Origin of the sequence: Photorhabdus heterorhabditis (assembly GCF_001280945.1) — a bacterium.
Classification (GTDB): domain Bacteria; phylum Pseudomonadota; class Gammaproteobacteria; order Enterobacterales; family Enterobacteriaceae; genus Photorhabdus; species Photorhabdus heterorhabditis.
This window is the reverse complement of sequence record NZ_LJCS01000047.1, coordinates 1-21,284: the sequence shown is the minus strand read 5'-3', so window position 1 is coordinate 21,284 and position 21,284 is coordinate 1. Positions and strand designations below refer to the sequence as shown.

Genomic DNA, 21,284 nt, shown 5'->3' with positions numbered 1-21,284 from the left:
ATTTTTACTCTGGACTGTTGGTTTTCGAACCACCAGATTCAACACCACCATGCACATGTGATGAAAGTTTAACCCCATTTCCTGTAATTTCGCCCTTCGCTGTTACGGTACTGCCGAATATTGCATTTCCACCGTTACCGCCACCACCTTGAATAACCGCACCATTTAATATAATAGATGGTGAGTTCATTGTGATTGAATTTGATGAAGTCATTTCAGTTGTCGGAGCGACTACGTTAATTTTATTCGGTGAAACAATATTTACCTGATTATCTACGAATTCAACATATTGTTGTGGTTCTGCATTTAAAACGCCCCCCAGGTAAATTGCATCTGAATAATTGTGCGTTCTTTTTGAGCCCGGCAACGCCGGCGCTTTTGTTGCTCTGACGCTGCTAATGTCACGATCACAGATAGCAATTAAACCAATATCACCAACCACTGGATTCATAATGACAGCACTGTTACCACGCTGAAGGCGAAATACTGGAACATTATAGATTATTCCATTCTCGATTTTTCTCCCTGTTCCCGTCATATTATGCACCATCGGCTTTACATCTACGGTTTTCCCGTTCGATTTAATAATAAGACCCAAAGTGATAAAAACATGCTGACTAAGAAACCGCCTCATGACAAAATCAAAAGCATTCGTTTCACTGTTTATGTCCGTTGGTTTTGTTGTCAGCTTCCCCATTGTTTTTATCCTCTGTTTTCACTGGAATGCCACTAAAAAATGTATGCCACTGACCACCATCAAGCCAGGAGGTAAGATAGTGTTCCGCCCCTGTTATCAGATAAGTGCCGCTAGCGTTCGGCAAAGAGGTTTCTATTTGTATCTTACGACCTAAAATAATCTCATTACTGAAAAGAGTAGTTGCTGTTATTCCCACGCCAGTAAATATGGGATAACCAATTAGCCCATATTCTGGAGACGTAAACAGCAGTTTTTCAACTTTCGGTTGACCATGAGGCCAAATAGTCACTTTATCAATCCCGAAGTCAGTGTCTATATCTAGCGCATTTGCCGCCTGTTGGATTTGATTAACAACATTTCCTGTATAATGAGGATTGGAGATAACACCTGTGGCGCCATAATTTTCAACCGTCAGATCCGCTTTTTTAGCCATTCCAGTAATAATATCGACAATATCCACATCTCCCGATGCAGTGAACGGTTCAACGTCCTTTGCTCTTAGGCCAAACATCACACTAGCTGTTATCGTCAGGGGAGTATCGGGTAACTGATTAAAATCTGCATAAGCATCACTGATAAAACCCTCAAATATAGCATGACCATCCGCCCATACTCGCATTAAGTTGAATTTCGCACTACCAATCCAGATCCCGCGATAACTCAACGTTGCCATTTGGCTGGTTGTTAAGCCCCAGATTTGTAATGTTATTTGTGTCCCTGATATGCCGCCCCACGCCACCATGTTGACATAAACACGTGCATTGTCGATAGTCAGTATATTGTTACCGCTATCATCAAATGTCTTGCCGTCAACTAGCTGAAATTCAACTTTGATATTGTGTTGTTTGTACGTCACTGAGTCACCTCGCCTGGAAAAAGGTAATATAATTTGTAGCGTTGCCCTAACCCTTCCCAGTGAGGATCAGATGAGCCGTTTAAATCAGCAAAAAACAATTCACCGGAAAATCGAAGATAGGAGTAACGGACAATTTTATTGCAGTTGAGGCACACAACTCCCTGTAACACAGGTTTATCATTGACGGTTAAATCCATATATAAACCTGTGCTACGTTGATTGAGACGTATCATGCATGACTGCTCATTCAAGGTCACAGTGAATTCCTGAGCTTTGACCGCTCTGAGTGCTATTTCAATCACGTTAATTTCCCTGATAATTCTTTTACTGCTTTACTGAGTTGATCCGCAGAACTCACCACGGCGCTATTTAGTGGCCCCGTCACTATCTCCATAGCTGACGTGAAACCGGACGAAACCGAATCGGCAACTTTCGCTGTCGCACTGAAAATCGACTCCTTCAATCCGGTCAGGGCTTTTTTAACATCAAATAATGTGGCGTGTTTTGTTGAGCCTGTTGATTGTTCGGTATTTTTACTTGGGCCTTTCGCCGTCTCATTCTTTGTTGTATTCGACTTGTTAGCAACATTGCTGCTCATTTTCACTTCGGCAATGTCTTGTACAGCCTGGAAAACTGCGGTCACAATCAGTAAGGTAACACCGTTATCCTGCCTTATTCGAAAATCGTACTTAATCAAATCATAACTTGTGTACGTAGTATCAGGTGTTTCAATGTCGTAAATTTCAGCACTGGATACCATCTTATCTAACGCTTCAAGAACATCGGAACGGGACGTCAGGGTGAGGTTTGTTAAGTTAGGCACGGAACCAGAAAAACCGGTCCACCCCTCAAACGAAAATGTCACATGAACTTCACCGGGCCGCTGCACTTTGTTGTACGATGTGTAGCCACCTTTCTCTATCGGTGCAGTGGTGATAGATGCCTCTCGTGTGACTTCTACTGCAATGAATGAGGTGGGCGTAAACGGCTTATCACCAACGTTCTGTCCGGATGCATAATAAATACCATACCCTGGGGATATCATACTGTTAACAGCAGACAGCAGATTGCCGCTACGGAACGCGCTAAGTACCGTTGTTTGATTGAGAGAAAATGCCATTATCCGGTTACCCCCGTTGAATAGCTTGTTGCCAGCGTTGATCCACCTATTTTCTGTCGGGCATCGTCAACCACGCCTTTTACATTGTTAGCGTTAGAGCTAACTTGAATAGTTCCGATGTGGTAACTCTCAGAAACAGAGGAGGTTCGGTTGTTATTTACCGTATTCGAACAACGTTGTGCCGCCACATGAGCGCCAGGTTGCGGCATATTCGCCAAGACTTTTGGGATATAATCGCGGGTTTCTTTTGGTGCAGCACCCAATCCTTTCCGCATGACATTTCCCTGTCCCCAGTTATAAGCCGCCAGCGCTTTACTCAAATCGCCATCAAACATTCTCATTAGCTGAGATAAATATTTTGCCGCGGCTTCCGAAGATTTTACCGGATCAAAGACGTCATCATCCTTTAACCCAAAATTTCTAGCTGTACCTGGCATAAATTGAAATAAGCCCCTGGCACCTGCTTTGGATACAGCATACTGATTACCTCCCGATTCCGTCATGGCAACACTACGTAACAAACCCTCCGGTAACCCGAACTGCTGCTCAAGCTGCGCTAATTTCGGTGATAGCCAACCCAGTAATTTCATGCCGGTAGTATTTGATGTATTATCAAAGGATGACATTTCATCTGTCACAGCTTGAGGGATCAACAAATCAATTAACTTATTAATTGAATCGGTCAGCTTATCTAACGCGGTTTTTAACCAATTATTGCTGTATTCCAGCCGCTGCTGTCGTTCATCTTCTGCCCGAATAATCCGGTCGTTTTCGCTGCGTTTTTCTTCCTCTTTGACTTCTTTAACTACGGTCTTATCTGGCTTAGAGGCTTTGCCCTCCAGTTTTGCCTGATAAGCTTCATATTCTTTTTTACTAAAAAAAGGCGTCCAGTCGCTTGCCAGATAAACCCCATACGAATCCAGTGTATTTTTGGCCTCCTCTCCGACAATCGAAGTCGCGACTGACTCTACAGGATCATATAACGCATACCCGATAGCGCCATATATCCCAGCTTTCCCTATAGCCCCTTTGCCTAGCAATCCGCCGCCACCTTTCCCCATTTTCAGCATGGATGAAGCCGCGCGATAAATTCCCCATAGCCATCCCGCAAACTTCAACCCAATCAGACCAATGATGACATTACCCCAACCGCCTACCGCATCCGCGGCCTGATTAGCGACTGAAATAATAAAACTCATCTTATCGAGAAAACCACTGACCGCTTTTTTAATCTCTTCTGGGTGCTTATTCATCCAATCAGCTAAGTTTTTTAGCCAGATATTGAAATCATTGATATATGGTAAAAGGGCATTAAACAGAATGTAGCCTGTTTTCTCAAAACTCTGGCTTATCTCTGTCCACTGTTCACGAAAACGACGCGCGGCGGCAACAGATTTATCATCCACACCCGAACTGGCTGTAAATTTATCCACATCTTTGAGTGCGTGACCGGATGAGAACCACTGTTGCGCGGCGTACCCGAACCCAAGTTCACCACCGTAAGCTTGCTGTTGATCTTTATTAAGCCTGGGAAAAACACCAGTCAGCTTACGCATGATGGATTCGGTGCTTTCTGAGGCAATATCAATATCCACACCCGCTTGTGATGCCGTTTTTAACAGCGTCTCAAGAGCCGGATCAAGCGCAACACCTGATTTTAGTCGGGCTTTAGCATCATTAATGCGTGAAAATGCCCCCACAATCTCATTTGCGCTGACACCAAATGCTTGACCTGCTTTTGTCCAACCATCAAGCGCTTTGGCCGACATGCCGAACGCATCAGCGGCAGTACTTAACTGATTGAGATTGCCAGTAAAACTGGTCACAAAACTTTTCAGTCCACCGAGTGAGACCGTGACACCCGCCAAAGCCAAGATCTGGCTTTTTATGCTGGAAAAGAAAGAGGAAGCTTTCTTTCCTGCCGCCTCCATTTCTTTTGCCACTTTTTCGGTTTTCTTACCGGTTTTGTCTAATGATTTGCTGGTTTTCTTTTCACCATCATTAAACGAGTCAACCAGTTTTTGCATAACCTGAGCCAACCCACCGATCCCGGCAATCACTGCGGTTTCACCTGCGCTAAATTCAGCCGCATCAAGCCCCAGCGTTATAACAAGTTCATCTATAATGTTTGCCATCAGTTTTTACCCTGCTGTAAAACGTAAGCATTGTGATTATCGACCTGAATAATCTCTATTAACTGCCAAAGGTCCTCCACGCCATAAACTGTATCCAGCTCATGGAGAGTTGCTTTTCCTGATGAGATAACGGTCGCTATTGTGCCTGGGACATTTGTATAACCGACGATACCGAATGGTCTTGAGATGCTGGAATAGCGCGGCGGGATTACGATTGGTTGGCGGTTTTGAAAAAATCCACGTGTAACTTAAGCACCTCTGCACGTAATTTCAGCCGGGTAACAATTTCTTCAATGTCACTGTCGATCAGTTCGCGTTTGATTTTTTTATCTGCCTGATTCGGAACCATCTGCACACAACCCATCAGTTCATCAAGTAGTGGCCTGGCTTCATCAGGAGCAATGCGAGAAATTGCTTTCAATCCAACCACCGCTAATGCAGCCATGCCCAAATCCCGAAAATTATCGGGGATATCCAACCCCTCTCTCCCCATTGCCATCAATGCACGAATAGCCCACCATTCAGCCTGCGAAGCGGGCATTTCCTGAATGTAAAAAAGCTTTCCTTTGTCGCGATTATCATCATTCATAGTGATGAAGGTTTCTTTACGTGCCATTAGCTATATGCCTCACCTGTTATTGATTCCCACTCAATGACGGCCTGCGCCGCTTGTAAAACCTTTCCTGCGTCCGGCATGGTTTTCCATTGCTTCAGAACGCCGTTCACCAATGTGTATTTACGCCCGATGGCCGGAAGAATAACCGTCGCATTACATCTGAACACCGAGACGCTAGTACGTGATGTCGTTGCCCAAGTATCAAAAATGGTGCGACTTTCTGAATCAGGCATAATATGAATCGTCTGATTGATATTGCCGTAGATAAAACCCGCTGACAGTTTACCGTCCGCCCCACGTACCGTTTCAGCCAAATCCAACGCCTCAGTTTCGAAAATGTTGTCGGCGGCAAATCCCTGTAATTGCACACCAGACGGGTATAAATTGGTCACAGTCAGGGTAATTACCGCATCAGCAGAAGTGATTGTGTCTGACATTATTGAACCTCCGTAGATGCCATTTCGAATTTCTGAATACTGCCACCGTCGCAATACCACAGTGTACAGCTTGGGCTGGTGCGATTTGCACGCATAGAGGCAGACATTTCCCCAATATACAAGTAATAACCCTTCGCGATTATTGACGTTGAAACATCAGATCCCACAGCGTTAATAATTTCCAGTTTTTGTGCAGCCGATAATGTTACGCCTGCTCGGATACCGCCCCACAACTTAAACCGCTGGATAACATCACTCATTGAGGCTTCCACCAGCGCACGGCCAGCCGTGTTATAAGGGATAGTCTTGTTGGATTTGAACAAGGCAATAACCGCGCCTTGCAAGTTCGCATTCAGCCAGATTTGACCACAGAAGGAATCTAGCCACTTAAAATCACCGGTTATTGTGCCATCAGCCCAATAATTTTCGGTGATATTATTGGCGGCATAATTGCCATAGAAGTTATATCCATTAGCAATCAGCGCATCATAAACATCAGAATCGATCACATCAGGATTGAGGCCGTTCAATTCTCTGAATTTAAATGGAACACGCCCCTCCGTTCGCTCAAAATCCAGCACCGCCGCATAACCCAATATTGCTGCCGGTTTCATATTATCAGAGCAGAAAACAGGAACGACACTCCCGTAGCTGTGAATGCCAATAATTTTATGGGCGATAGTTTCCTGACTACCTTTCACTTTTGCCGTGCCACTTGTTGTCCAGGCAACATAGAAATAGCGATATACCCGACTACTAGCCCACGCGGATAATGCAAGATGCTGTTCATCTGTACATTCAAATACCGTCGTAAAACCTGCCCATTGCTGAGACTGAGTTTTAATCACAGCGAATAGATCAGGAACCGCCGACACTGTAGCCCCCTGAGAAACCGTTGCCCCTAGTGCGCCAGTGAACTTAAGAGCCTCGGCCCCATCACCAGTACCATAGGTGATATTTGTATCTTCCGGTTTAATGCTGCCAGAGGCAACATTGATGATAAAAGCTTTACGGGTGGTATCGAACACAACCGTTACTGCCTTGCCAATCACTGTTTCAATGCTCTTTGCTGCATCCGCAAAGGATTTAACCCCATCAAGATTGATTGCGGCGTTTATTGCTGTACCATTGATATTGAGTTTCAATGTACCGGACATTTTTTGCAAGTCGGCAATAGCTACTCCATTAAAAGAACCTGAACGTAACCAAGCCGATACTGCCGCTCGATTAAATCGGGAAAACAGTAATTGGCCAGGTGTCTTTGTGCAGTTGTTGTACCCTGAAAAATAAATAGCCGCCATGCTATATTCTTCGGATGCACCACCAAAATATGCCGCCACATCCTCTTTAGTCGAGAACGACAACACCACACCAACAGGTGCATATATATTATCTGTCAGTAATAATCCATTGAGATCAACAGCATTACCCACTGCCGACAGCACCCCCGGATTAATTCTCACGTCTTTACTGATTGGAATTGCCATGAATAGACTCCACTGTTTTAGTGTTCAGCGTAATACTGTCGAAAAATAGTTGTTCTGTTGTCACAACAGGGTTGATTTGAGCAGTAAATTCAAATGTCCAACGCGACTCATATTGCTGTTCACCATTAATCATCGTCGTCTGAATCGGGTCGCTGGCATAAAGTGGTGCCATATCGATACCTGATCTCTTGAATAGCTCAATCGCATATTCAGTGCGCACCGTCGTTGCAATAATGTGAGCATCCTCATGAGCGAACTGACCGTAACAGTCAATTTGACATGTCCAGCGTGTCGTCCGAGTGATTAGACTTTTTCCCATACCTGCTGCTGTTGGTACGTTATAGATCACTACACTTGTTGATAAACCCGTGCTGTTCAATGGTGTCATAACAATAAAATCGCCATCTGGCATCGGTGAGCGATTTATCTGAGACAAAATAACGCTACGCCTGGATATTAAGGCCATTAAAAAACCGCGTAATGCGGTTGTTATATCGTCTTGCGTTACATTTATCGTTACCACTATTGTTCCCCACGCTGCAATGTAACAGCGAATTTGCACCAATTCGGCCACTCTTCCAAAATCTGCACTATCAACCACTCTTCACCATTAATAATCAACAGATCACCCCCTTGCTGTCTGGGGCGGTTGACGGCATTAAAATTGCCATTCACATAAGCCGCTTTGAGCATGCCCTGAATATTCAAGCCGTTCGTATGTTGTAGATCAGTAAAAGTCAGTGGCTGGATTTGTGCGGTAACGGGTGTTGTGATGTAGTGCGGGACTTGCTTACCACTGGGTGCAATATCATATCCCACACTTACCCGTATCTCTCCAGGTGAGTGAGGATTAACAATCCCAACAGCACCAGATACAATATTGTGCAGGTTCATTCGTTCCCCTCATCAACCACATAATCAACACTGTTCAGCATGTGTTTGGTGTGACGTAACGGCGCATCAAATCCCTTTTTAGCTATAGTGGATTTTTTATTAGCCGGTGAAGTGAAAGAACGAATAGATTGTTGAATTTGCCCCTTGATAACTTCCCCGGTCATCCGTAACGCTGCATCCCCATTCATATCGTTAGCACTCAGGCCCTGTGCAAGCACATCACCCCATTCATTAGCATGTTCGTTGATAGTGTTACGAAAAAACGGACGGGGTCGCCTATTACGCCTCGGATCGCCAATCTCGTTACTAATTGCCACCATTGCAACTGAGGTGCCATCGGGATAAGTCGCGTCTTTGAAAAAACCAACCCGCAATTTTTGGCCTTCACCCACTCTTTTAGCTAATTGCTTTAAGTAGCGTTTTGCTGCATCACCGCCCTTGATACTGTTCGACATTAGCGTCTCCATTGAGTCCGTGGATAGTAATATGACGGATAGTGAGAGGGAGAGCTGCCGGGGACGTAACGCATAATTCTATATTGCTCTGTTGCCTGCCAGTACATAGCCCCGTATTTTGTCTGCAAGAACCAAGCAGCACGTTCACTCACAACGCCCATATCAGCCGAAACGGAAACAGATCCCTCACTTGCGCTGCTAACTCGCCCCACGAGCGGATTGGCCGCTGTTCCGCTAACAGATAAACGATTAAGTTCGGCAATATGAGCAACAAGCATATTCAACAACAGTATTCGTTGTTCAAGATCACTAACTGGACTTTGGGCCGTATTGTTAAGATAGAGTGTTGCTTCAATAAAATAGGTATCCAGCAGGACATCACTGATAGAAGAAAACTCCGGGTAACGAGTGCGAAATTTCACGACATCAAAAACGACAACAAAGCCCATTAGCTTAATCCTCTTCTTTTCGCTGCTCAATATTCTTACCCGGTTTTTGGGGATCGATAGGCTCTAACCCGTTCTTTAACCCGGCTTTTTCCTCAGCTTCCGTCCGAACCTCTTTGAGTTTTTCCTGGGCAAAAATAAGCCCATTTTTGACCAATTCCGTATCTGCATAGAGCTCCAGATATTTGTCAAAAAACGCTTTATCAACATCATATGTCAGCCCATAACCACCAATAATTGTTGATGAATTTATCCCGTTTAGCGTCACACTATTCCCATCAATTTCAATCGTTAACCCGTGAGGCAATTTACACCCCACAATGACTGCCACCATTTAAACCCCCAACATTTGTGCAATAGCGTGTGGATAACGAATAATCGCACCCCACGTACCGGCTGATTTCTTTTGTTTAAAACTGGATGAGCTCACAACAACCGCATGTGCCCGCATTTTTTCAGTAAATGAGGCATAAGCCGTTTTTTCACCATCAAGCGTATCAGCAATCAATTGAACCAGTTCCCCCGCTTCCGTACTGTATTCAACCGCCGTTTCAATCGTCAGATTCGGAAAATTCTTTTTCAATTGATCGGTAACATTAACGTTGTACTGGTTAGTTTTTGTCAGATTGACTTCCGCTGTTGGCGACATGCAAAGTTTCAATGGCTCTGTTCGTTCCACCAACCCTTCTGTTTGTTTTGTAAGCTGCTTAAATAGGCGTTGGGAAATATCGTCATAAATTGCCTGCCCGTCTTTGGTTTCCCACGTTGTACCATTGGATTTTCCGTTTGCAGCCGGTACCACCGGTGCGCTTAACCCCGGATCATTCAACAGTCCATAGTTTTTAAGCCCCGCAATACCATAGAAATAAGACTTGTTCATAAACTTGTTTAGGGTTAATGCGCTTGCGGTATTAAGTTGCGCTGCTCGATTGATACGGGCCGTACCGTACATATCCAGCTCACGCTCCCCCCAGACAGTAAATGTTTGGAAATGATAGCTCTGGCGTTCCACCCAATTCACGTTAGCATCTGACATACCGTTATTGCTGTGATCACCGTATGAGCTCACTTCACCCGTTGATTCTTCAACCGGGAACTGGGTTGTCAGCGTTGTCCAGTCACCTTTTTTATTTTCACCGATAATTTCAGCCGCTCTCATCGGCGTGACCAACACACGAACCAACTCAGGATCGAGATAGTTAGTCAGATACGCAGGAACACCGGCGTTACTCACGGTCACCATAGCTGGCTGTGCATCCATAGCTAACGTATAGTTACGAGCATATTGGGGATTTAAGTAATCGACGGCCTGTGGTACTACAATGCCGTATTCCCCTTCAATATATTGAAAATCTGTGTGTCGTTTCATTAGCTCCAGGTCCCCATTTTGACTAATTCACCTGCACCAGCAGCAGTACCGGCAACGAATTTAGTTTCGATAAAATCAGTGATAGTTTTTCCCGCTGCTGCGGCCTGCACCTCACCCGTTTTTAAGGATGCGTAAATCTTATCCCCAACTTTTGCGGGCGTGCTTGTTCGTACCGTAAAATCACCCGCAGTAAATAAAGTGACTTCACGTCCGGGTTGGATCAGCATGGATGCTTCTCCCAACCAAAGAGTGATAGACGCTTGTCCGTCACGCCCCACAAAACCAGACGGGGCACCCGCCCCCTTGTTCGAAACGACACCATCAATCACCCAGGCAAAACACCCAACAGTTACTCCATCGTTACCCGCAATCAGCGTGCCGTCCCTTGCTAACAAAGTGGCGCTAGGGTTAGTACTGGCAAATGCTCCCTCAATGCCGGAGGCTGGATAGTGATTAATTTTGTTCGGAAAACCCATAGTTAAATCCTCACTAATTTAGATGCGGTGGGAAAACGTTTTTCAAAAGAATCTATCGCAGCAGAATCCATTGCTAGGCGGGCTTTAAGTTTTGCTGACTCTGCTATGCCGATCTGCATTTTCACTAAAGAGCGATAAGCGGACGGATGAACGCCGGTTGTATCAACACCCACCTCATCAAGCGCAACCTTGTAAATTTCGTCAGCAGAATCCATTGCTACTACATCACCGATGAGGGGTTTAACCTCAGCCTCAGCAATGCGAATAGCATTAATGTGATTCACTGTGTCTTTTTCTGCCTTTCGAGTAGCTGCACGAATAGCAGCATCCATTGCGGGCTTACTGACGCTATCCTCTTCCTTTGGTTCTGGTTTATTATCGGGATCATCGTCTTGCGCGGGAGTGCCTGAAATTAACGCCCGGATTTTTTCCAAGTCTTCCTCTGGCAATTTACCCGCAAGCAGTTCAAGTACTTGTGCACAGATATCATCGTCCTGCGCGGGTAACTCCGCAGGCTCCTGTGTCTCCGCATCATCAGCAACAGCTTCAATGATTGAGGCAAGCTCCGCTGAGTCGATTTCCATATCCTGAGCCAGAAGGGTACCGAATTTGTTTTTCGCCGCTTCCGCTATACTTTTCGCGCTACCACCCGCTTTCAGTAATGAGGCAATTTCTTTTGGTGCAGCATCTTGTGCTAATTTCGGCTGCAAGTATGCCCCCAGCGCCGCACGTACAGCGACAACCACCATTTTTTTATTTAACTTCATGTGTTTTAACTCCAGAGGGAGGGAATCGCAGACAACAACATCTGCACCGACTCGCCCTTCTTCAACAAGAGCGACATGGTTCCCGACGATATCGCGCATAACGCCATCATGATGAATGCCGTCATACATGCCGGGGGTCATATCAGCGACGTAGTGATACGCCGCTGACAATTCTTTTTGTTCATCCGATTCAATACCCGCTATAGATTCAGCATCCCAAATTGCCAGGCTGTTTTTCAGGTATGTACCATCGAACATGGAATCTGATCCCGTTGTACCGACAATCAATTCTGTTGAAGGTTTGGCCGCCGTGACGGGAATGTGTTTTTTCAATAACGGCAGGTTATTGAAAGTTGCAACCCCTTTCTCTAATTCATCAGGGGCACGCAACAGTTTGTAGATACGATTAGGATCAAGCCTTAACCCTTGCCAGTTCGGGATTTCTCTTCCGTAATACGATGATACCGTCGCCTTAGAGATAGGACTTTCAGTAACATGCAAACGCCCATCTCTGTCGTATGAGCGTACAGAAGCCCGATCTAACGCCAGACCGTGATTCATAATATTTCTCGGATTAATTAGTTGGTTAGTTTAGGAATGACGACCTGCCAACCACACCCGCAATTGATTTCTTCACCAGGCATGATCCATTTTCCGTCAATATAAAGCCCTTTTGATAAATCGAACTCTTTACCATCCGCTTTCAAGTGTGATTGACGAAATTTTTTTGCTGCATGACTGTGCCGCCAGATACCCGTTTTAAAACCAATTGAACGCTGCCGGGCAGATTGCATAACAAAAGTCGCTTTGTTGTTCTGGTCACGAGCAATCAGGGCTGCTCGGCGCTTAGTAATGTCGTAACGCTCTTGCAAGGCTTTTGTCAACGTTCCAAGATCACGCCCCCTTGCTACTGATTGCATCACTAGCGTTTCAACTTGGGATAAATATTGCCGTGGAATACTTTTAATCAACCCAACATTCTCACCAATGACCGTCTGTAGCGCGTTATTCATTTCTGTCGTCATCGTGAACGGTATCGAAATATGTGCCGCATCTAACGCATGATTTAACGAGGCATCCATGTTGTCCATTGATAAAGCCGCGAATTTTTTCGCCAGCTTGTCAGCTAAAGCATCAAACTGCTTTAACCAACGCCGGGTTAATTTTCGCATTGCTGAACGCATCAACATCTCCGGGCTAACATCCATTGCCATTGCTGCACCGCTGTTCTTATAGTTGGCGGATACCCAGTAAATCACCGAGTTATTCATCTCATCCACCAGCTTATATAACTGCTTGCTGTACCACACACGAACACCGGCATTAGGTTTAATTTGTCGGAGTGTTTGAAGGGGATCAGATGATGTTTTCCGTGTTGTCCTCTTCTTCGATGTCGTCTTCTTTGTCGATTTCATCATTGATTTCCAGAGAGTGATACGGGCTGTTTTCATCGTTGGCTAGACGTTCGCGGGCTTCATCTGTGCTAATCACATTTGCAGCAATTAATACTGAATCAGTATCTGCATCGGTCTTACGTATGCTGGCTTTTTGTTCATCATTCATTTGATACAACGGTTCGAATGTAAAGCTAATATCAGGATCAATTTCGCCAAATTCGGATAATTGAATAATATCAATCATTCGTGCCAGTCCATCTTTCACTAACATTTGCAAAGTAGCAATGAAGTCATAGAAAACACGGATTTCCCCATCAGATGACGCATTTAGCCCGCTCGGTGTGATACCTGTAAAAATCACTAACGGTATGCTACTGACTGAACTCATATGTTCCTGAGACTGGGCTTGCAGTGAATCAAGGCCACTTAGCGGTGTATTGAACTGGAAAAACTCCTCTTCGTTATCCAGCATCATTACCCCTCGGTTATCACGCATCTTGTTAAACAATTCTGCACGATAAATTAACTGATCAGGATTCTTCGTCTGTCCTTGCAACGTCGATTGAAGATTGGTTTTAAATCCAGACACAGAGAATGAATGGATCAAATCAGATACGCTATCACGTGTCCTATACCAGTTTTGTACATAAGACTCTGCAATCTGAGTCAGTGATAAGCCGCCGAAATTATACGCAGGTTTAAACATATCGGTTAATGGCCGGGTGATAAATGTAATCAAACGACTGTCATGTACAGTTTTTGCCATCACATACCAACTTGACGGCTTATAGAAATCATTGCTCAACGGGTTGCTAGCGTTATAAATCCCCGGATATGTCCATATTGGCTCAATGACGTTAAAGCCAATAAGACTCCCCTTTGTGATTTTTTTGGGTGACAGAAATAATCTAGACTCAAGTTCAACCGGATCGGTTGCAGCAAGCACGCCTCTTGACGTGCGAACATCAATGTAAATCTGACCTCGCCCAAAAAAACCATCATGTTCAATGGCTTTTTTTAACCGTTCACGAACGTGGAATTTTTCAATAGCCTCATTAAGCGCTTTGATTTTATCTGATTTGTCATTATCCCCCACTGACGTTAGCTTTATCCACTTACGAGTCATCTCCCCTGCAATAGTGCCGACCATTTTCCGATATTCGGGTAATTGTGACAGTTGGGCCAGATAAGGATAACCGGGGAAACCCACATCTCCCGATATACCACCTGTACCCGTCATATATTCATAAGGTGTAGAATCCATTGCCATTAATGCGGATAACTGTTCAGTAGGAACAACACCGGGAGGGGGCCTGTATGGTTCAACAGGCCGAGCTACTTTTCTCTCTGTTATCGATCCGACAGTATCCGGATGTATGTTCATTGGCTGAGGTGATGCTTGATCAATATCCTGTTCAACTGGCAAAGCCTCCGCTTTCTTTTTATGTCTGAATTTGAAAAACATTAAATTCGCCCCAACAGATTTTTAGATATACGAAGTGGGTTGTTTTTGCCTGTGATATAACCATCCAGCGAATAACGTACCGCATCCCATAAATGGTTATGTTTGTCGAGCACCACCGGCAGGATTTCACCGGTCAGTCGGTCAGTCTTGTATGAATAGAGTCTTGCCTCATCAATCATGTGCTTACAGCGTTCATGAATAATGATTTCTTCAAACCCTTTTAGGTAAGTGATCCCATCCTCAACGCTCCCCGGCCATTTTGTGGCACCATCGATAACGAACCCCTGGCGTGATAAGTAACTGATAGTTTCCGGTCGGCTACTGTCCCCATGAATGGGCCATTTACGAGAAAGCGGTACCGAATCATAGAACTGGGGCATTTCATCTAATTCAACGCCTACTCCATAGGCTTCATATTCGATATATAGTTTGGTACCAATAATGAAGCAGCGAACCAGTGTGGACGGGTCATTAGCGAAACCAAAGTCAGCTCCATAGAAAAGTCGGTCAGCTTCTAGCCATAGCTCATCAGAAAATGCTTCAACCCGGTATTTCCCAGAGAAGATAACCGCTTCACTGAGTGCTTTTGGTAACCCAAGCCAAATATGCTCATACGCTTCATAGTCGATGCGTTTGCAATATTCCATTTCCTGCCGGAGTACGTCAGGAAAAAAGGCATTATCACAATAGTTAACTTTTCGAATAATAACGCCGCCGTCAGGGGGATCTTCATGATGCCGGGTCATCAGTTTGTATGTCGGGTCCTCTTCCTCGCGGGGGTTGAAAGAAACCCAGACTTCGGATTTATTAGCACGTACAGTTGGCCCAAGAATATCCCAACTATCTTGCGAAACGGTCTGAGCCTCTTCAACCCAACAGATCTTAATGCCATGCATCGACTTGATGCTTTGAATATTGTTGCGAAGACCTTTAAACGTGAAACGAGTGCCGTTCTGACCTTCAATCTCGTTGTTTTTGACCTTATAGAAGTGGGACAGGCCAAGATCAATGATTTGTGCCTCAAGCAGGGCAAGAACAGAATCATTGATTGAGTTCTGGAATTCACGGGCACAAAGAATCGTCATTGGTTCTATAGCACCCAACAATACCAGCGCACGAGCAATCTCTACCGATTTACCGCCACCACGCCCGCCATATGTCCAACGCCAGCGAACAGAACCTAATGCTCGGTCATATAAAACTTCTGTCGCCCAGTCACTACTAAAAGCGTACAGAACACCATCTATGATGACTGGGCTACCTGTTTTCCCTCGCGCAATTTCTCCATGTGAGAAGCCCAGACATCAGCAGGACAATTGGCAGGAGTGACAATGCAGACCTTTCCATAGCTCAATCCGGCCAGATCGACATTAACCTCAGTTTTATTGCTGCTCATGTCGATACCGGTAAGTTGCGCAGCGTTCTTAATGTTCGGCGCAACCTGTCCGAACTTCTTATCTGCTAACGCTTCTTTCCCGGCACGAAACGACAATTCAGCCAAGTGTCCAGCATTGAATGAAACAAGCAACGCCGCTTCGTTTCTCAGTTCTCGAATGCGGGCTTTTATTTCCGGTCTGCGTATTAATATGGATGATTGAGAATCAGCACGGGCTGGAGAGTAACCCGCACAAATTGCCGCCTCTTTCATCGGCATACCCGCCGCTATGTTTTGAGCAAACTGTTCGTATTGCGGCTTGAGAATCCCTGCGGTTCCTTGCGAACTCTCTGCGAACTTTTCAGACTCCAAGATATTACTGGTGCTACTTGCTACCTGACTTTCCGCTTGGTTCGCATCAGGTTCGCACTGCGTACTTTCAACAATAGTGCGAACCCATCCCTCAGTTTTCGCTCTTTTTCGAATCGCTGCATCACTGATGCCATATTGTTTGGCAATCTCCCTGATTGAGAGAAGGCCGGAACGGTAATCACGCTCTATTCCCTCCCAGTCAGTATTTTTTGCCATTTCTTTCCCTTAAAATATAAAAACCACCGTGGAAGGTGGTCAACATGCAATATTTATTCAATAACAAATAATCATCATTCAGTTATTGCTTAATTCGGCTTTCCGTCTGATATTTACCATTCGAACATAAAAATCATGCATAGATTTATAGTTTTCTTCACGTTTATCAATAGCCTCAAAAGGCTTAAGCCACTCATCAACCTGAGATTTGCACGTAATAAAAGCATCATCCACTAACTTTTCAGGCAGTATGTCTGCTGATAATTTAGGAAGGACATAATCATTTAGACATGTTGTCATAGGATCTACGTATTGGGTTTCCGAGTACCCGATACAAGGTAAAATAAAAACAATCAGCAATCCGATAAGTTTTACGCAATTGAATATTTTTAACATCACTTCCTCCTTGCATGGGAGGATTATACATCAGCATTATCACTAGTACGCGATAGATACAAAATGCCACTAACTTACACTCAGAGTAAACAAGGAACGTAATGGCATGCATTATCAGTATTGTCTGGCCAACTGTTGCTAACATATGCCAGTTAATACAAACAGACGGCGATAACCAGCGCTGAACCATTTCCAACCAAGAAACAGTTGGAATCAGCACATTCTTCTTTTCAGTTTAATAAATCCCCGGCATTTTAAATATCACACCGGATTGAATAACTACTATCGAGTACTCTGTCAGCAAAATGCTCTGAATTAGTTACTTGCAGTGTTTGAGTGTTGCGGATATAAAAAACCACCAGCGTTAACTGATGGTATGAGTTAGCTGCACTGACTTACCCCCCCAAAAAAATGGGGGGTAGAAATAGAACAGTTAACCTAAAACGAAGCAAACTGTATCATTTACGAAATTTTAAAACTGGCAGCCACTAGTGAATAATCGTCAATTGGTGTAGCTTTTTCAATTCGTCTTTGTAAGCTTGATGCAAATCTCACTGGATTACACAGGGTATTATCTGAAAACCTTGGTCGTTTTTCCCAGAAGTGATGTGCACCATCCGACATAATATATATGTCTAATATACCTTCATAATCAATAAATTCGGAGAGAGGGTAATGAAGATCCTGATAGGTAAGATCAATTACCTTTGAAAGCGCCGACGTCAGAGTATTTTTTCCCTTCACGCCTTTCAATTCTTTCTTTGTGAATAACCCCTCATTAATCAGTTCTTGATGCTGAGTATGATCTGTTGATAATTGAATAAGCTTTTTCCCTTTTCTTGCGTAAATTCTTGTATCTCCTACATGCCCAATATGTATACTATCTTCGCGAACGTAGCAAAATGTAAGTGTTGTCGCCGCTCTATGGAAACTTGAATTATTTTCAGATAACTTAGCTACTTTTCTTTTTATCGAAGAAAATATTAAATTCATATTTAAATCATCTTCAATAACAAAGCTTGAAAGATAATTAATGGACGTTTGTGAAGCCTCCTGCGCACCTTCATATGCCCCAACACCATCAGCCACAGCCATAATATATCCATTACCTACAATCTTGGGTGGCATAATAGAGTCTTGATTACCTCGTATAGCGTTTTTTCCCAACGAGAATAGGCCGCAGTTCAATAAGGTAATCATTGATTATTCTCCTTAATGATTTTCTCGAAATCACTTAACATGTCCTCAATTGAGTTATACCTCATTGCAGGTTTATGTGCTGTGCTTTTATGAATAAAATCATCTATCCCTTTTAATTGACTGATTCCAAACTCACCGATTACTACACCGAGAGCATAGATGTCTGTTTTTTCATCATAAAATCCATTATGGACCTCAGGTGCCATATACTTACGAGTTCCCATTGCAGCCCCAATATGACTCAATACCTCAGATTCAGCTTCTTTATTTGAATTCTTTACAAGACCAAAATCAGAAACCTTGTAGAAACCATCAGAGAATTTAAGGATGTTCGCTGGCTTTAAATCACGGTGCAAGTATCTTTTTCTCACATGCATATACTTAATCCCTTCGAGTATCATTTTTATAATGCTTAATTTTTCTGATACTCGGAGTAGCCCCATACTAAGTTCACTATTTAAGTCATTCTCTGCAAGCCCAGTAATAAACCAAGGTTTATCAGTGGATAATTGGTGAATGTAAATTGGAGCCACATTTGAATGGCAGCAAGAAGCCTGATACATGGCTTCTCTCCGAAATCTGCGCTTCCACTCGTCGAGCGTGAAACCTTTAAGCAGGTCTTCATTGACTGATAACGTTTTCCTAGCGTAGTTACCACACTTATTATTATCAAGGCTGTAGAGTTCAACCTCTTCCACATAGCCGAAAGCTCCACGCCCAATCTGTCGTACCGGATTTATAAAATAATTACCTCGTCTTTCCATATTTTATCCTTTGCGTATTTTGCCTTTCTACAAATCAAAATCTACAAGCAAAGAGGAATATGTCCTATATTTTCCTATTAAAACTATTAAAATTTAAATTAATTAAGACATTGACTAATATACTCTTGCAAATATCTTAATTTTGCCTGGTCGTTGATAATGCCTTCTCTGATATCGAGAACAGTTGATCCAGCTTCTTCAGTGAGTTCGACGGTGGTTGCATGGCCCACTCTGCCGGAGGAACCGGTTTCACTTTGACTACAGGTTGCCGCGATGCGCAACTTGCGACGACCGGCAGCAACATCATTGCGAAGAACATCAATTTCAGATTTGGCATTAGCAAGTTCCTGAGTGTGTTTCACATCAAGCTCGCGCAACATAGTGATGTGTGAATTTTGATAATTAAGCGCATCCGTAAGCTGTTGGATTTCTGATTGCCGCTGTTTTGTAATATGCTGCTCTTTCTGTAACTCAGAGTGATAACAATACGCTGTCAATGAAATAAGGATCAACGCTAGTATCGTGTAGTAATGAAAGTTAAATTTCATAGCAACAATACCCCAGAAACCAACCCCATCCATCTTTACCTATCAAAGTAAGAACAAAACCAAACAGAAACAATATCCTGGCCAACGAATGTCTATTCATCCAGCCCCCAGCAAGTTAATTCCGATTCCTGGGCACGTCGCTCAACTTGACCATAACAGCCGTTTGCCTGCCCTTTGGTCTGTCGACAGTCTCGACCATTATCAAATACCCAACGTTTTATCTCAGCACAAGCGCCTTTCTTATCTCCGGCATTCAGCTTTCTATAGAATGTGGAAGAGAAGCATTTCGATGGGCCAATGTTATATGGGCAAAAGCTGGCAATACCTGCTATCTGAGGTTCAGTTAATGGCACCCGCACATTGCGTTTTGCCCATGCAATAGCCTGCTTTGCTTCTTGTGCATTGAGGTCACGGCACTGATTCGGCATTAACCTCATCCCCTGACGAGCGGGAGTTCCATCAATCCAAGTAACACCTCGGCAGATTGTCCAGACTCCCCCCGCATCTTGATACGCTGATAGCCGGTTACCCTCTTTCTCGTCCAAGAACTGAGACAATATCGCCGTGGCACCTGCACCAGAGAGAACCAGACCGATAACCACAGCACTTAACTTACTGGTCTTTGTCATTGCGGCTAAGCTCCCGATGCTTGTAGTACCAGTTGACCCCAAAGGTGCCAACAGTGCAGATAATGCCAATAATGATGGCCCAGTCGTTCAGCGACAGAGCACCAAGCATTGCTGTAAATGTGCCCCAAGTGTATGCAGTGGGGCTGGTGTATTTGTCCATACGCATAATTCCATCCCACTGATGGAGTGATCATTTAGTTAATTTAATTACTTGGGCTGATTTGCCCTGTATTGATTTAAAAGACTCAATAAGCATCAGACTTCACTGCATTAAGAGAAGAACGTATACTTGCAACAAATTTGAATTACCTGACATACACATTTTTATGAGCTTAATTTACATACGACTATATATTAATAAAATTGTTGTTCGCAACGTCAGCACTGGTAAAGAAGTCTCTGGTACCCCCGACACTCCCTTTACCACATCTCGTTTATTACTAGGGCAAATGATACCTGCAATGTTTTTGCTTAAAAAATTAATAAAGAAAGTGAGAAAAAATACTTGGTATAACTTTTTTTTGTCAAACCATCATGTGATTATTCAGCCGATGGAAATGAATGAAGGTGGACACAGCCAAGTTGAATTTAGAGCTTATATAGATCTCGCTAAGAGCATTACTTCAAGTCAAAAAGTTAATCTCTGTTCACCGAGATTACAACCACTTTCTGACAATGAAATCCGCCAAATACTATCCAACAATTCACTATTTGGCCATAATAACTAATGAGAGAAACTCAAATAACCCCTCCACCGCAACGAGGTAGTTATTCATATTATTACCCCAATTTCCCGCTTAGTTTGGTTAAAGTACTCTTCTTCCAATTCTACACCCAAGACCCTACGATTCAGCTTCAGTGCCGCTTTTAGTGTTGAGCCCGATCCCATAAAGAAGTCCGCCACCAAATCCCCTTCCCGACTACTGGATCGGATAATATGCGCCATCAAGTCTGCCGGCTTTTCGCAAGGATGTTTACCTGGGTAATACTGAACAGGTGGAAAAGACCAGACATCAGTATAAGGCACATCTACCGTCACCGTGTGGGACGGCGACGTGCCGGCGGAAATCCGCGAGTATCAGCACGGCCGGCTGAAAATGATCCGCCATCTGGTGTTTGACGGCTGGGAACTGGTGGCGCAGCAGACGCAGGCGTTTACGCTTAATC

At 44.0% G+C, this 21,284-nt stretch carries 27 protein-coding genes and 1 pseudogene; 1 reads left to right on the top strand and 27 read right to left on the bottom strand.

The window, feature by feature from the left end; genetic code table 11:
* Nucleotides 1-4: 4 nt before the first annotated feature.
* The 26 genes from AM629_RS15125 to AM629_RS15000 all read right to left on the bottom strand — a co-directional run bounded on the left by AM629_RS15125 (nt 5) and on the right by AM629_RS15000 (nt 20,283).
* The gene (locus AM629_RS15125; RefSeq protein ID WP_054480100.1) at nt 5-697 is read right to left on the bottom strand and encodes a Gp138 family membrane-puncturing spike protein; all 693 of its coding nucleotides are present in this window, start codon (nt 695-697) and stop codon (nt 5-7) included.
* A complete protein-coding gene (locus tag AM629_RS15120) occupies nt 657-1,553 on the bottom strand; it encodes a baseplate hub protein (RefSeq protein WP_054480099.1) in 897 nt (298 codons plus the stop codon). The genes AM629_RS15125 and AM629_RS15120 overlap by 41 nt, the downstream gene beginning before the upstream one ends.
* Nucleotides 1,550-1,855: a phage baseplate plug family protein gene (locus tag AM629_RS15115; protein WP_054480098.1), complete on the bottom strand. Its 306-nt coding sequence runs from the start codon at nt 1,853-1,855 to the stop codon at nt 1,550-1,552. The genes AM629_RS15120 and AM629_RS15115 overlap by 4 nt, the downstream gene beginning before the upstream one ends.
* Nucleotides 1,852-2,673: a phage baseplate protein gene (locus tag AM629_RS15110; protein WP_054480097.1), complete on the bottom strand. Its 822-nt coding sequence runs from the start codon at nt 2,671-2,673 to the stop codon at nt 1,852-1,854. Before AM629_RS15110 ends, AM629_RS15115 begins: the two co-directional genes overlap by 4 nt.
* Entirely contained in the window at nt 2,673-4,808 is a 2,136-nt protein-coding gene (locus AM629_RS15105; protein WP_072161900.1) for a lytic transglycosylase domain-containing protein, read from the bottom strand. Before AM629_RS15105 ends, AM629_RS15110 begins: the two co-directional genes overlap by 1 nt.
* 208 nt (nt 4,809-5,016) lie before the next feature.
* A complete protein-coding gene (locus AM629_RS15100) occupies nt 5,017-5,424 on the bottom strand; it encodes a hypothetical protein (protein ID WP_054480095.1) in 408 nt (135 codons plus the stop codon).
* Entirely contained in the window at nt 5,424-5,861 is a 438-nt protein-coding gene (locus AM629_RS15095) for a phage tail fiber protein (protein WP_011147578.1), read from the bottom strand. Before AM629_RS15095 ends, AM629_RS15100 begins: the two co-directional genes overlap by 1 nt.
* Nucleotides 5,861-7,348 carry a DUF3383 domain-containing protein gene (locus AM629_RS15090; protein ID WP_054480094.1) on the bottom strand — a complete coding sequence of 496 codons (1,488 nt, stop codon included), beginning with the start codon at nt 7,346-7,348 and terminating at the stop codon, nt 5,861-5,863. The genes AM629_RS15095 and AM629_RS15090 overlap by 1 nt, the downstream gene beginning before the upstream one ends.
* Nucleotides 7,329-7,871, bottom strand: coding sequence for a phage neck terminator protein (locus tag AM629_RS15085; protein WP_083451937.1), 543 nt, complete (start codon nt 7,869-7,871; stop codon nt 7,329-7,331). Before AM629_RS15085 ends, AM629_RS15090 begins: the two co-directional genes overlap by 20 nt.
* Nucleotides 7,871-8,242 carry a hypothetical protein gene (locus AM629_RS15080; RefSeq protein ID WP_054480093.1) on the bottom strand — a complete coding sequence of 124 codons (372 nt, stop codon included), beginning with the start codon at nt 8,240-8,242 and terminating at the stop codon, nt 7,871-7,873. The genes AM629_RS15085 and AM629_RS15080 overlap by 1 nt, the downstream gene beginning before the upstream one ends.
* Nucleotides 8,239-8,697 carry a hypothetical protein gene (locus AM629_RS15075; protein WP_054480092.1) on the bottom strand — a complete coding sequence of 153 codons (459 nt, stop codon included), beginning with the start codon at nt 8,695-8,697 and terminating at the stop codon, nt 8,239-8,241. Before AM629_RS15075 ends, AM629_RS15080 begins: the two co-directional genes overlap by 4 nt.
* Complete coding sequence (locus tag AM629_RS15070) at nt 8,697-9,146, bottom strand: DUF4054 domain-containing protein (RefSeq protein WP_054480091.1); 450 nt, start codon at nt 9,144-9,146, stop codon at nt 8,697-8,699. Before AM629_RS15070 ends, AM629_RS15075 begins: the two co-directional genes overlap by 1 nt.
* A 4-nt stretch (nt 9,147-9,150) precedes the next feature.
* Nucleotides 9,151-9,477, bottom strand: a complete 327-nt coding sequence (locus tag AM629_RS15065) for a hypothetical protein (protein ID WP_054480090.1) — start codon at nt 9,475-9,477, stop codon at nt 9,151-9,153.
* Nucleotides 9,478-10,512 (bottom strand): major capsid family protein, encoded by a 1,035-nt coding sequence (locus AM629_RS15060; protein ID WP_011147585.1) that lies wholly within the window; start codon nt 10,510-10,512, stop codon nt 9,478-9,480.
* Nucleotides 10,512-10,988: a structural cement protein Gp24 gene (locus tag AM629_RS15055; protein ID WP_054480089.1), complete on the bottom strand. Its 477-nt coding sequence runs from the start codon at nt 10,986-10,988 to the stop codon at nt 10,512-10,514. The genes AM629_RS15060 and AM629_RS15055 overlap by 1 nt, the downstream gene beginning before the upstream one ends.
* Before the next feature lie 2 nt (nt 10,989-10,990).
* Nucleotides 10,991-12,316 carry a DUF2213 domain-containing protein gene (locus AM629_RS15050; RefSeq protein WP_054480088.1) on the bottom strand — a complete coding sequence of 442 codons (1,326 nt, stop codon included), beginning with the start codon at nt 12,314-12,316 and terminating at the stop codon, nt 10,991-10,993.
* Nucleotides 12,317-12,333: 17 nt separating this feature from the next.
* Nucleotides 12,334-13,026 carry a phage head morphogenesis protein gene (locus AM629_RS15045; protein WP_054480087.1) on the bottom strand — a complete coding sequence of 231 codons (693 nt, stop codon included), beginning with the start codon at nt 13,024-13,026 and terminating at the stop codon, nt 12,334-12,336.
* 85 nt (nt 13,027-13,111) lie between these two features.
* The gene (locus AM629_RS15040; RefSeq protein WP_040149363.1) at nt 13,112-14,617 is read right to left on the bottom strand and encodes a DUF1073 domain-containing protein; all 1,506 of its coding nucleotides are present in this window, start codon (nt 14,615-14,617) and stop codon (nt 13,112-13,114) included.
* The gene (locus tag AM629_RS15035; RefSeq protein WP_054480086.1) at nt 14,617-15,852 is read right to left on the bottom strand and encodes a PBSX family phage terminase large subunit; all 1,236 of its coding nucleotides are present in this window, start codon (nt 15,850-15,852) and stop codon (nt 14,617-14,619) included. Before AM629_RS15035 ends, AM629_RS15040 begins: the two co-directional genes overlap by 1 nt.
* Nucleotides 15,853-15,860: 8 nt before the next feature.
* Nucleotides 15,861-16,580, bottom strand: coding sequence for a terminase small subunit (locus tag AM629_RS15030; RefSeq protein WP_054480085.1), 720 nt, complete (start codon nt 16,578-16,580; stop codon nt 15,861-15,863).
* A gap of 78 nt (nt 16,581-16,658) precedes the next feature.
* Nucleotides 16,659-16,976, bottom strand: coding sequence for a hypothetical protein (locus AM629_RS15025; protein ID WP_051560919.1), 318 nt, complete (start codon nt 16,974-16,976; stop codon nt 16,659-16,661).
* A 462-nt stretch (nt 16,977-17,438) separates the two neighbouring features.
* On the bottom strand, nt 17,439-18,176 hold the full coding sequence (locus AM629_RS15020; protein ID WP_054480084.1) for a PP2C family protein-serine/threonine phosphatase: 738 nt from the start codon (nt 18,174-18,176) through the stop codon (nt 17,439-17,441).
* On the bottom strand, nt 18,173-18,940 hold the full coding sequence (locus tag AM629_RS15015; RefSeq protein ID WP_054480083.1) for a protein kinase domain-containing protein: 768 nt from the start codon (nt 18,938-18,940) through the stop codon (nt 18,173-18,175). Before AM629_RS15015 ends, AM629_RS15020 begins: the two co-directional genes overlap by 4 nt.
* A gap of 98 nt (nt 18,941-19,038) precedes the next feature.
* Complete coding sequence (locus tag AM629_RS15010) at nt 19,039-19,488, bottom strand: lysis protein (RefSeq protein ID WP_054480116.1); 450 nt, start codon at nt 19,486-19,488, stop codon at nt 19,039-19,041.
* 92 nt (nt 19,489-19,580) lie between these two features.
* Nucleotides 19,581-20,117, bottom strand: coding sequence for a lysozyme (locus tag AM629_RS15005; RefSeq protein ID WP_054480082.1), 537 nt, complete (start codon nt 20,115-20,117; stop codon nt 19,581-19,583).
* Nucleotides 20,101-20,283 (bottom strand): phage holin family protein, encoded by a 183-nt coding sequence (locus AM629_RS15000; RefSeq protein ID WP_011147597.1) that lies wholly within the window; start codon nt 20,281-20,283, stop codon nt 20,101-20,103. The genes AM629_RS15005 and AM629_RS15000 overlap by 17 nt, the downstream gene beginning before the upstream one ends.
* A gap of 160 nt (nt 20,284-20,443) precedes the next feature.
* Here AM629_RS15000 and AM629_RS14995 point away from each other — a divergent pair, with 160 nt between their 5' ends.
* Nucleotides 20,444-20,845 carry a YjaA family stress response protein gene (locus AM629_RS14995; RefSeq protein ID WP_046397427.1) on the top strand — a complete coding sequence of 134 codons (402 nt, stop codon included), beginning with the start codon at nt 20,444-20,446 and terminating at the stop codon, nt 20,843-20,845.
* Between the two features lie 44 nt (nt 20,846-20,889).
* On the opposite strand, the pseudogene AM629_RS22340 reads toward AM629_RS14995, so the two are convergent.
* Nucleotides 20,890-21,159: pseudogene (locus AM629_RS22340) on the bottom strand (DNA methyltransferase); the annotation flags it as partial.
* Between the last annotated feature and the right edge of the window lie 125 nt (nt 21,160-21,284).